This window comes from [Mycobacterium] fortunisiensis, assembly GCF_019050325.1.
Classification (GTDB): Bacteria; Actinomycetota; Actinomycetes; order Mycobacteriales; family Mycobacteriaceae; genus Mycobacterium; species Mycobacterium fortunisiensis.
Genome location: NZ_VOMB01000009.1, coordinates 103,373 through 114,500 on the forward strand (window position 1 = coordinate 103,373; position 11,128 = coordinate 114,500).

9 protein-coding genes are annotated in these 11,128 nt (G+C 65.5%); 6 read left to right on the forward strand and 3 right to left on the reverse strand.

The window, feature by feature from the left end; genetic code table 11:
- Window positions 1-359: 359 nt before the first annotated feature.
- Together FR943_RS06540 and FR943_RS06545 are read right to left on the reverse strand one after the other, a co-directional pair.
- On the reverse strand, window positions 360-1,916 hold the full coding sequence (locus FR943_RS06540) for a DUF4185 domain-containing protein (RefSeq protein WP_246584891.1): 1,557 nt from the start codon (window positions 1,914-1,916) through the stop codon (window positions 360-362).
- A 218-nt stretch (window positions 1,917-2,134) separates the two neighbouring features.
- Window positions 2,135-2,983 carry an LLM class F420-dependent oxidoreductase gene (locus tag FR943_RS06545; RefSeq protein WP_217155541.1) on the reverse strand — a complete coding sequence of 283 codons (849 nt, stop codon included), beginning with the start codon at window positions 2,981-2,983 and terminating at the stop codon, window positions 2,135-2,137.
- Window positions 2,984-3,112: 129 nt separating this feature from the next.
- Here FR943_RS06545 and sfnG point away from each other — a divergent pair, with 129 nt between their 5' ends.
- The 6 genes from sfnG to FR943_RS06575 all read left to right on the forward strand — a co-directional run bounded on the left by sfnG (window position 3,113) and on the right by FR943_RS06575 (window position 10,015).
- On the forward strand, window positions 3,113-4,243 hold the full coding sequence (gene sfnG / locus FR943_RS06550) for a dimethylsulfone monooxygenase SfnG (protein WP_217155542.1): 1,131 nt from the start codon (window positions 3,113-3,115) through the stop codon (window positions 4,241-4,243).
- 131 nt (window positions 4,244-4,374) lie between these two features.
- Entirely contained in the window at window positions 4,375-5,214 is an 840-nt protein-coding gene (locus tag FR943_RS06555; RefSeq protein WP_217155543.1) for a DUF5336 domain-containing protein, read from the forward strand.
- Window positions 5,215-5,274: 60 nt separating this feature from the next.
- Entirely contained in the window at window positions 5,275-6,723 is a 1,449-nt protein-coding gene (locus tag FR943_RS06560) for a cell division protein PerM (protein WP_217155544.1), read from the forward strand.
- Window positions 6,724-6,733: 10 nt separating this feature from the next.
- Window positions 6,734-7,366: a phosphoribosylglycinamide formyltransferase gene (gene purN / locus FR943_RS06565; RefSeq protein ID WP_217155545.1), complete on the forward strand. Its 633-nt coding sequence runs from the start codon at window positions 6,734-6,736 to the stop codon at window positions 7,364-7,366.
- 10 nt (window positions 7,367-7,376) lie between these two features.
- Window positions 7,377-8,939 carry a bifunctional phosphoribosylaminoimidazolecarboxamide formyltransferase/IMP cyclohydrolase gene (gene purH, locus FR943_RS06570; protein WP_217155546.1) on the forward strand — a complete coding sequence of 521 codons (1,563 nt, stop codon included), beginning with the start codon at window positions 7,377-7,379 and terminating at the stop codon, window positions 8,937-8,939.
- 215 nt (window positions 8,940-9,154) lie between these two features.
- Window positions 9,155-10,015 carry a type IV toxin-antitoxin system AbiEi family antitoxin gene (locus FR943_RS06575; protein ID WP_217155547.1) on the forward strand — a complete coding sequence of 287 codons (861 nt, stop codon included), beginning with the start codon at window positions 9,155-9,157 and terminating at the stop codon, window positions 10,013-10,015.
- A gap of 88 nt (window positions 10,016-10,103) precedes the next feature.
- Here FR943_RS06575 and FR943_RS06580 read toward each other — a convergent pair whose 3' ends face one another.
- A complete protein-coding gene (locus tag FR943_RS06580; RefSeq protein WP_217155548.1) occupies window positions 10,104-11,117 on the reverse strand; it encodes an alpha/beta hydrolase in 1,014 nt (337 codons plus the stop codon).
- Between the last annotated feature and the right edge of the window lie 11 nt (window positions 11,118-11,128).

The following is an 11,128-nucleotide window of genomic DNA, read 5'->3' on the forward strand; positions in this document are numbered from 1 at the left end:
GGGGGACTGCCGTTCAGCTGTCACAAGCCAAGTGCCGGGACCCTTGTCAGGACGCGGCCCCCAGCACTGAATCCTCGCGTACCGAGGGGCGGGATAGTCATTCGATGAACACGTCTGGCCATTCGGCGCCCGGAACCCATAGCCTGAATAGTTCTGTCCGCCACGGAAATACGTGTTGTGAGCGGCGGGCTCAAATGTGCTCATGTCGGGGAAATCGACACTAGCTGGGACTGGTTGGGACGGCGATTCCGACGGAGATGTCGGCGGTGCGAGTGGTGCAGTGGAGGTGGGGCCTGAGCATCCTGTCAGTGGTACGACGCTGACCAACGCGAGAAATGCAATCAACACCCTCGTATACATCAATACGCTCCCAGATTCTTGGTGTCTTCATTCTCGATTTGATATAGAGAGGTTCCGTAGGGATTCCAAAGTGACAACGTCGCGTCGATCGAATCACCGCCTGAAAATGGGGACTGGAAGGCGCCGTAAGTTCCTGGCTGGCGGATCACCTCGGTGGGCACCGACCATCCAGTCGTACCGGTCGTCGAAGAGCTTGTGAAGACGCCGCCATTCTCGTCGTTGAATGTCACCAGTACCTTGTTCTCATAGAAATGGACACTGGGTTCTCCGATGCCGCTGACTCCCGGCGGAGTCTTGATGACCGGGGGACTGCTGTTGGGATCCTGACCCGCGCTGAACTCCTTTCCGTTCCAGTATTCGTACTTCGATGAGTCGGTGACGTACTGCTCGGGCACTCGTGCCACGTGCAGTCCGTCGTTGGTTCGGCCATCTTGAGTTCCGTAGGCGTATACGTAGCCGTCGTCTGCGGGGGCGAAGCTCTGCACTTGGAACGGATTGGAATAGCTGGAGTCGTTAGGCCAAGTAACGTTGGTTTTTTCCCACGTCTTGCCATTATCAATCGACTTCCACAGTTCAGAACTTCTTGTCGCCCAGCCACTTTCTCCAGGTGGGCGTTGGCCAGGAGGTCCGTTCCAGTGATGGACATTCATAACCGAGGCGTACATGGTGCCGTCAGCGGTGTTGAAGGTCGACGTTGGGATTGTTGAGATATCTTCCCTACCGTCAGGGTCACTTTGAGGCGGAAAGGGGTCCTTCACCACTTCGTCCTGGACCCATTTTCCCGTCTCGTCCATCTTCCAGTAGATGATGCTGTTGTGACCGCCTTCGTCTGGGCGGGGACCCGGGCCGCCGTTTGTGTCGGGATTCATCCCCGTGCCGGTATCCCCTTGTATCGTGAAGAGGCGACCGTCAGGAGTCATCCCCATGATGGAGAGGTCGGTATTCGGCACACCTACGCCGCCCTCGCCGGTCAGTGGGTCACCCGACCCTGCCATCGTCTGTTGGAACTCGAATTGGCTGTTATTGAAACCGTCTGGATCGATCCCTGGTCCGAACCCCGGTGCGCGTCTGGGGTCGTTGTCGGGAACATCGCCGCGGGCGATGGCTTCGAGGCTCTTGGCGAGTTGCTCGTCCTGGGTGAGGAAAGCCTTGATCATGCTTTGGGTACATGCTGTGAAAGTGGCAGCGGTATTTGCCCACCCTGCACCGGTCATCGGCGGACGTGGGGTGACAACGCCGTCGTCGGCGATATTGAAAATCTGGGACAGTGTGCTTACCCAGTTCAGTAGGACTTGACGGAGCGTGACAAGTGCCTGACCGCCGCTGAGCATTGCGGTTGCAAGCGCGTCGACAATCTCGTGCAAGCGGTGCTGTCGCTGAATATTTCGGTAGGCGTGACCGCGTGCGGCGTTGGCCGCCTCGCCCTTCCAGTGTTGCTCTAGGTCATGGACCGCAGCGACCTGTGAACCAATAAGGGAGTCGAGTGTTTTGGCCTTGCCCTGAAGCTCGCGGCCCCCGTCGACAACCGCCTGAGGGTCTTGTGAACGGATCATCATGATCGACACCCGGCCACCTCCTGAAAGCACCAACGGGTGTCGTCAGTCTATGGCGGTTTGAAGATGCTAAGCCGGCAAAAGGCACGGGCTGGCATGCCGTTCGCCTGGAATGGAGGCGGCGGCCACCCGTGTCACATCAACCGCGAGATCGACGCCAGGGTCGGTGCGGGCGAACTTTTACGACCCTGGCGTCGGTCTCGGCGCAGAAAGACTAAGGACTAAACCAGCGAGGCCAGCTTGCCCGCGAGCCGCTCCACGTATCCGGCTACCTCGGACTCAGACTTGTCGGGCAGCCCGAACAACACCTCGGTGACGCCCAGTTCGCGCCAGTGCGCCAGCTTTTCGGGGTCCGGCTTGAAGTCCAGCGCCACGATCTGGGGAGCGCCCGAGCGTCCGGCGGCGGCCCAGGTGTCCTGCAGCAGCTTGACCGGCTCGTCGATGTTGAAGTCGCGCGGCGTGGTGATCCAGCCGTCGGCGGACTTGGCGATCCACTTGAAGTTCTTCTCGGTGCCGGCCGCGCCCACCAGTACCGGGATGTGTGACTGCACCGGCTTGGGCCAGGCCCAGGACGGCCCGAAGTTCACGAATTCGCCTTCGTATGAGGCTTCTTCCTCGGTCCACAGCGCGCGCATGGCTTCCAGGTATTCGCGCAGCATGGTGCGACGCCGGCCGGGTGGCACGTTGTGATCGGCGAGTTCGTCGGTGTTCCAACCGAATCCGACGCCCAATGACACACGTCCGCCGGACAGGTGGTCCAGGGTGGCGATGGATTTGGCCAGGGTGATCGGATCGTGTTCGACGGGCAGCGCCACGGCCGTCGACAGCCGCACGCGGGAGGTCACGGCGCATGCGGTGCCCAGCGACACCCAGGGATCGAGCGTGCGCATGTAGCGGTCGTCGGGCAGGGATTCGTCACCGGTGGTGGGGTGAGCGGCCTCGCGCTTGATCGGGATGTGCGTGTGCTCGGGCACGTAGAACGTCGTGAAGCCGTGATCGTCGGCGAGTTTGGCGGCCTTGGCCGGGGCGATGCCGCGGTCACTGGTGAAGAGAACGAGCCCATAGTCCATGCCCAGAATTAGAACGTGTTTCAGTCGCGGTGGCAAGACGGACCGTCTCGTTAGCGTGCCGGCCGGAAGAAAACTTCACCGCGAGCGATACCCGCGACGGGCGCCGCGGCGTTTGCTGGGATCACCGGCATGTCCACTGAACGCATCGCCGATCACGTCAAGTTCGCCTACTGGGTGCCCAACGTCAGCGGTGGCCTGGTCACCAGCGATATCGAGCAGCGCACCGACTGGAACTACGAATACAACAAGAAGCTGGCCCGGACCGCGGAGAACAACGGCTTCGAATATGCGCTGAGCCAGGTTCGCTACGAGGCCAGTTATGGCGCGGAATACCAGCATGAATCCACCAGTTTCAGCCTGGCGCTATTGCTGGCGACCGAGCGGCTCAAAGTCATCGCCGCGGTTCACCCGGGTCTGTGGCAACCGGCGGTGCTGGCCAAACTGGGCGCCACCGCCGACCACCTCAGCAATGGCCGGTTCGCGGTCAACGTCGTCTCCGGATGGTTCAAAGACGAATTCACCCACCTGGGCGAACCGTGGCTCGAGCATGACGAGCGCTACCGGCGCAGCGCGGAATTCCTGCAGGTGTTGCGCAAGATCTGGACGGAGGACGACGTGGATTTCCGCGGCGACTTCTACCGCATCCACGATTTCACCCTCAAACCCAAACCGCTCAACACCCCGGAACGCCCCAACCCTGAGCTGTTCCAGGGCGGCAATTCCAGCGCGGCCCGCCGCAATGGCGGCTACCACGCCGACTGGTACTTCTCCAACGGCAAAGATTTCGACGGCCTCACCGAGCAGGTCGTGGAGGTGCGTGAGCACGCCCGCGCCGCCAACCGCGAGGTCAAGTTCGGGCTCAACGGCTTCATCATCGCCCGCGACACCGAACAAGAGGCAAAGGAGGCGCTCAAAGAGATCGTCGCCAAGGCCAACAAACCCGCGGTAGCGGGTTTCCGCAACGCGGTGCAACAGGCCGGGAATTCCACCGGTGACAAGAAAGGCATGTGGGCCGATTCGAGTTTCGAAGATCTGGTGCAGTACAACGACGGCTTCCGCACCCAGTTGATCGGCACTCCCGAGCGGATCGCCGAAAGCATTGCCGCATACCGCAAACGTGGCGTCGATCTGATCCTCGGCGGATTCCTGCATTTCCAAGAGGAGATCGAATACTTCGGCGCCAAGGTGTTACCGCTTGTTCGCGAAATCGAGGCTGCGGAAACGGATTCCACCGATAACTCCGTGTTGGTATCAGCTTGAGACCGTCCTGACACCAAGCACGCGCGCCCAGCACTCTGCCGGGTGCGCTAGCGTGGAAGCTCGAATCGCTCACGTGGTCGGTATTCATGCCTGCGTGACACGTCGCGAAGCTCGATAGCACAGGAGAGGTCATGACCTACCCGCCCAGTAACCCCGGATACCCCCCGCCCGCACCGCAGTCGGGTTCGCAGTTCGATGCGACTCAGCAGTTCGCCAAGGCTGCCCCGGCTCAGATCCCGGCCGCCCCGGCTCCGGCGGCGCCCGGCGCGAACAACCTGTCCACGATCTTGCTCGGGGTGGTGGCCGCTGCCGGTCTGCTGGTCTACCTGACCCGGTTCGCCCCGCTGCTGGACCTGGGTGGCTCGCAGGTCGCCGGGGACCCGACGGGCTGGACCATCGACGCGTCCGTGCTGGCCGGTCTGCTGGCCGGTGTCGCCCTGCTGCCCAAGCAGAAGAACTGGACGGCGATCGTCGCGGTGGTCTCGACGTTCTCGTTCCTGTCGGCGGTGTACTTCACGGTCGAGCTCAGCTCGGTGCTGGAGTGGGGCTTCTACCTCATCCTGGTCTTGACCCTGGTCCAGGCCGGTGCCGCGATCACCGCGCTGCTGTTCGACGCCGGCGTCATCACGCCTCCGGCGCCCAAGCCGCAGTTCGAGCAGCAGCAGTACGGCGGTCAGTACGGTGGCCCGTCGCAGTACTACGGCCAGCAGCAGCAGCCGCAGGGCGGCCAGCCCTACCAGCAGCGCCCCGGCTACCCGTCGCAGTACGGCGGTTACACCGGCGCGCCGGGCACCGGTGGTTACCCGGTGCAGGCCCCGCAGGGTCAGCAGGGTCAGCAGCCGAGCGGCCCGCCGACGCCTCCGACCGGCTACCCGACCTACGGTCAGCCGCAGCAGTCGAACCCCTCGACGCCGGCACAGCCGCAGGCACAGCAGTCGTCTTCACAGCAATCTGGCCCTGCGCCGTCGTAAGCTGATCGGCGCGTGCGCTTCGGTGCGTACGCGCGATCATTGCGAGGAGCAGCCCAGCACGTGAGTAACCGGCCAGTCGGCACCCGCCAGGCACGTGAATTGCTCAGGGTCGCGTTCGGGCCGTCGGTCGTAGCGCTGGTGATCATCGCCGCGGTTGTGTTGTTGCAGCTGCTGATCGCCAACAGCGATATGACCGGCGCGCTCGGCGCGATCGCCAGCATGTGGCTGGGCGTGCACCAGGTGCCGGTATCCATCGGCGGCGCTGAACTGGGCGTGATGCCGCTGCTGCCGGTGCTGGCGATGATCTGGGGCACCGCGCGCACCACAGCCGCGGCCACCACACCCAACTCGTCCTGGTTCGTCACGCGCTGGGTGGTGGCCTCTGCACTTGGCGGGCCGATCCTGGTGGCCGCCATCCTGCTGGCCGTCATTCACGATGCGGCTTCGGTGATCGGTGAACTGCAGACCCCGAGTGCGCTGCGGGCGTTCTGCAGCGTGCTGGCGGTGCACGTGATCGGCGCGGCGATCGGCGTCGGCTCGAAGGTGGGCAGACGCACACTCGCGGCCTCGCCGCTGCCCGATTGGTTGCCCGACGCGATCCGCGCTGCGGCTGCCGGGGTGCTGGCCCTGTTCGGGCTTTCCGGTGCGGTGACGGCGTTGTCGCTGGTGGTGCACTGGGGCACGATGCACGATCTGTTCGCGATCACCGACAGTCTGTTCGGCCAGCTCAGCCTGACGCTGCTGTCGATGCTCTACATCCCCAACGTGATCGTGGGCACCTGCGCCATGGCGGTGGGCTCCAGTGCCCACGTCGGGCTGGCCACCTTCAGTTCGTTCACGGTGTTCGGCGGCGACATCCCCGCGGTGCCGGTGCTGGCCGCGGTGCCGGCGCCGCCGCTGGGCCCGATCTGGGTGGCGCTGCTGATCGTGGGGGCGGCCTCGGCGGTGGCGCTGGGCCAGCAGTGTGCGCGACGTCCGCTGCCGGTCGGTGCGGCCACCGGGAAGTTGCTGGTGGCCTCGGTGCTGGCGGCGGCGACGATGGCGCTGGCCGGGCACGCCGGCGGCGGCCGGTTGGGCAATTTCGGTGAGGTCGGGGTGGACCAGGCGACGTTCGCGCCTGCGGTGTTCCTGTGGTTCGCCGGGATCGGCGGGCTGACGGTCGCCATGTCCGGCGGCCTGACCCGCAAACCGCGTCCGGTGACCCCGCCTGCACCGGTGGCGCCGAAAGCCCAGCCGGAGCCCGAACCGGAACCGGAATCCGACGTCGAGCCCGAGGAACCGTTGGTGTCGTGGACGGCCGAGGAGGCCGAGGAACCCGACACGGAGGAAGCTGAACCCGACGATTATGTCGACGGCTACGTCGAGTACGACGACGTGCAGGAAACGGTGTACGAGCCCAGCGCTCGGCCCCATGACGACCTCGACGAGGATCCCGAGGATCACTTCATCGTCGACGACATCCCCGGCCACCCGGCGACCGGCGATCAGCCGCGCCGCGCGGACGACTAGGCTGCTGCGCGTGCAGCAACCGCTACAAGTGCCTCCGAGTGCACCGGCACGGCTGGTAGTGCTGGCTTCGGGGACAGGCTCGTTGCTCGCCTCGCTACTGGCCGCCGCCGTCGACGACTATCCCGCCCGGGTGGTGGCGGTCGGAACCGACCGTGACTGTGCCGCGCTGGAGATCGCGTCGGCCGCCGGGGTGCCGTCGTACACGGTGCGGCTGGGCGACCACCCCGACCGCGACGCCTGGGACGCCGCCGTCACCGCGGCCACCGCCGAACATCGGCCGGATCTCGTCGTCTCGGCCGGGTTCATGAAAATTCTGGGCGGCCAGTTCCTTTCCCGCTTTCCCGGCCGGGTGGTCAACACCCACCCGGCGTTGCTGCCCGCGTTCCCGGGGGCGCATGCGGTGCCCGACGCGCTGGCCTACGGCGTGCGGGTGACCGGTTGCACGGTGCATCTGGTGGATTCCGGGGTGGACACCGGACCGATTCTGGCCCAACAGGCCATCGAGGTGCTCGATGATGACATCGAAGAGACTTTGCACGAACGCATCAAGGTGGTCGAACGACGACTGCTGGTCGATGTGTTGGCCGCGCTGGCAACCCGCGGCGTGACCTGGACGGGACGAAAGGCAACCTTCGGATGTTGAGGATGGCAGCGTGAGCGAGAAGAAACCGATCCGGCGGGCGCTGATCAGTGTCTACGACAAGACCGGCCTGGCCGATCTGGCGCGGGGCCTGCACGAGGCCGGCGTGGCGATCGTCTCCACCGGTTCGACTGCGAAAACCATTGCCGCCACCGGTGTTCCGGTGACCCCCGTCGAGGATGTGACGGGCTTCCCGGAGGTGCTCGACGGCCGGGTCAAGACCCTGCACCCGCGGGTACACGCTGGGCTGCTGGCCGACACCCGCAAGCCCGAACACGTTGCGGCGCTGGCCGAGCTCGAGGTCGAGGCCTTCGAGCTGGTGGTGGTGAACCTCTACCCGTTCTCCGAGACCGTGGAGTCGGGGGCGTCGGTGGACGAGTGCGTCGAGCAGATCGACATCGGCGGGCCCTCGATGGTGCGTGCCGCCGCGAAGAACCATCCGAGCGTGGCCGTGGTGGTCGATCCGCTGGGCTATGACGGGGTGCTGGCCGCGGTGCGGGCCGGCGGCTTCACGCTCGAGGAGCGGAAGAAGTTGGCGTCGTTGGCTTTCCGGCACACCGCCGAGTACGACGTGGCCGTGGCGTCCTGGATGGGGTCGACGCTGGCGCCGGAACAGCCCGCACAGCCCCTGCCCGCGTGGTTCGGCGGTACCTGGCATCGCAGCGCGGTGCTGCGCTACGGCGAGAACCCACATCAGCAGGCCGCGGTGTACCGCGACGATTCCGCGTGGCCCGGGCTGGCCCAGGCCGAGCAGCTGCACGGCAAGGAGATGTCCTACAACAACTACACCGATGCCGACGCGGCGTGGCGGGCGGCGTTCGACCACGAAGAGATCTGCGTGGCGATCATCAAGCACGCCAACCCATGTGGCATCGCCATCTCGGCGGAATCGGTGGCTGACGCGCATCGCAAGGCCCACGAGTGCGACCCGCTGAGCGCGTTCGGCGGAGTGATCGCGTCCAACACCGAGGTCAGCGTCGAGATGGCCGAGACCGTGGCCGACATCTTCACCGAGGTGATCATCGCCCCGGCGTATGAGGCCGGTGCCGTGGAAGTGTTGGCCCGCAAGAAGAACATCCGCATCCTGGTGGCCTCGGAGCCGTTGGTGGGTGGCATCGAGATGCGCCAGATCAGTGGCGGGGTGCTGCTGCAGCAGCGCGACGCGCTGGACGCCGAGGGCGACGATCCGGCCAATTGGACACTGGCCACCGGCGAGCCGGCCGACCCGCAGACGCTGAGCGATCTGGTGTTCGCCTGGCGGGCGTGCCGCGCGGTGAAGTCCAACGCGATCGTGGTCGCCAAGGACGGTGCCACCGTGGGCGTCGGGATGGGACAGGTGAATCGTGTCGACGCCGCCGGCCTGGCCGTGCAGCGTGCCGGCGATCGCGTGGCGGGCGCTGTCGCGGCCTCCGATGCGTTCTTCCCGTTCCCCGATGGGCTGGAGACCCTGACGAACGCGGGCGTCAAGGCGATCGTGCATCCGGGTGGATCGGTGCGTGACGCTGAGGTGACCGCAGCTGCCGAAGCCGCGGGTATCTCGTTGTACCTCACCGGTGCACGGCATTTCGCGCACTAGTTGCTCGGGGCTGCTGCGCAGCTTGCCCTCACGCCGTTTTCTACGTGTGGGTCGTTGATCGCGTGGTGCAGCGACCCTTGGGTAGAAATCGGCGTAGCACTGGCAGCGCTGGCGCTGCGTGGCATAGATCCACAGGGTGAATTTCATCCACAGCCTGGGGCGCAGCTGCTTGCCGGGGCCGGTGATCCGTCGGTCGTGGCGTTGATCGTCAGCCCATGAGCATCCCTTTCATCGGGCCCGAGGCGCTCGCGGCGGGCAGTCTCACTCGAGCGCAGCTGCGATGGCGATACACCTCGGCGCATCCACGCGTCTACCTGCCTAACGGTGCCACCCGAAACCTGAAGTCAAACACCTTGGCCGCGTGGCTGTGGACCGGCAGGCGCGGGATCATCGCCGGCCGGGCCGCCGCGGCCCTTCATGGCGCGGAGTGGGTTGACGACGACATCCCGATTGAGCTGATCACCGAACACGGGCGTCGCCGGCCCGGCATCATCGTGCGTGAGGAACGCATCAGGCCCGACGAGGTTTGCCAGATCGGCGATTTCAGCGTCACCACACCGCTGCGCACGGCGCTTGACCTCGCACGTTTTCTTCCGCGTGACGCGGCCGTCGCACACCTCGACGCGCTGGCCATCGCCACCGGCGTCGAAGCCGGTCCGGTTCTCGAATTGGCGGGCCGATATCGCGGGCTACGTGGAATACGAAGTGCCCGAACAGCACTTGATTTGATGGATCCCGGTGGGCAATCGCCGAGGGAGACCTGGCTGCGGCTGTTGCTCATCGATGCGGGTTTTCGACGGCCGCGCACGCAGATTCGCGTGACCGACGGCTTCAACGAGGCGTTCCTCGACATGGGGTATGACGACGTCAAGGTGGGCCTGGATTATGAAGGCAAGCACCACGCGACGAATCGTCCGCGTGTTGTGCACGACATCGGCCGGGGTGAGCTCATCGAACGTGAGGGCTGGATCGACATCCGCGTCGTGGTCGAACACAGCAAGGCGTTCATCCTGCACCGGGTTCGCGAAGCCTTTGCCCGCCGGGGTGGTTCGCCGTTTTCCACCTCAGGGTCGTGATCCTGCGGCCGTCACAGCCCTAGCGTAGAAAGCGGCGGGGCAGCCACGTCCAAGCGGCGGGGCAGCCACGCGACACCGCCCGAACCCGCTAAGCGGTCGCCTCGTCCTCGACTTCTGCCGTCACAAACCCGACGAATGACGTGATCTCGTCGACCGCGTGCCGTGCATCGGGGTTGATGTCGAAGCTCAGCTGGAACATGTGCATCGCCCGGTCCCACACCTGGACCCACACCGGCACGCCGGCGGCCTTGAGCTTGTCGGCCAGCGCGAAGGCATCGTTGAGCAGCATCTCGTGGGTGCCGACCTGCAGCAGGAACGGCCCGAGCCCGTGCAGGTCGGCCTCGGGCGGCATCACCGGTGTGGGCCGGGTGCCGTTGACCGTGGCGAACACGTCGTAGATGAACTTCACCGTCATGAACGGGAACATCACATCGCGATGTTCTTGCAGGGCACGGTATTTCAGGTCCATGTCGGACGAGGTCAGTGGTGAGAGCAGCACTTGTCCGGCGGGCACCGGCAGCCCGGCGTCGCGGGCGGCCAGCGCGGTGTCCGCCGCCATCAACCCGCCGGCCGAATCGCCGGCCAGGACAATCTGATCCGCGGAATACCCGAGCGACAACGCCAGGCGGTACCCGTCGAGGCCGTCGGCGACCGCGTCATCGATGTCGGCTTGCGGGGCCAGGCGGTAGCCGACGTTGAGCACGCGTGCCCCGGTGCCGGCCGACAGCTTCGACACGAAACGCCGGTGGGAGTTCAGCCCCAGGGTCACCAGTGCCGACCCGTGCAGGTAGACGATCACCCGGTCGGAATCGCGGGCCTCGGGAGCGATCACCCACTCAGCCGGGCAGTTGGGCAGCGCCACGGGGGTCACTTCGGTGCCCGGCAGCGGCTTGATGGAGCGCAGCGGCCGATCGATGACATCGAGGCGGGCGCGCTGCAGCAGTGCGGGTGCGACGCGGTTGATGGCCATGCCGATCAGGGTCAGCAGACCGAGCAGTGGACGCAGGGTGAGCGACGTGGCGATGCCGAGTGCTCTGGACTGCACGGATGCGGGACCGAAGTGCACAGTGGCCGGCCGACTGCGCCAATCGAGCGAATTCACGATACTCAGGG

Excerpts from the sequence above, each read along its gene's own strand:
- FR943_RS06545 (WP_217155541.1), bottom strand. The coding sequence starts at position 2,983 with ATGGACTATGGGCTCGTTCTCTTCACCAGTGACCGCGGCATCGCCCCG.
- sfnG (WP_217155542.1), top strand. The coding sequence starts at position 3,113 with ATGTCCACTGAACGCATCGCCGATCACGTCAAGTTCGCCTACTGGGTG.
- FR943_RS06575 (WP_217155547.1), top strand. The coding sequence starts at position 9,155 with ATGAGCATCCCTTTCATCGGGCCCGAGGCGCTCGCGGCGGGCAGTCTC.
- FR943_RS06555 (WP_217155543.1), top strand. The coding sequence starts at position 4,375 with ATGACCTACCCGCCCAGTAACCCCGGATACCCCCCGCCCGCACCGCAG.
- FR943_RS06540 (WP_246584891.1), bottom strand. The coding sequence starts at position 1,916 with ATGATGATCCGTTCACAAGACCCTCAGGCGGTTGTCGACGGGGGCCGC.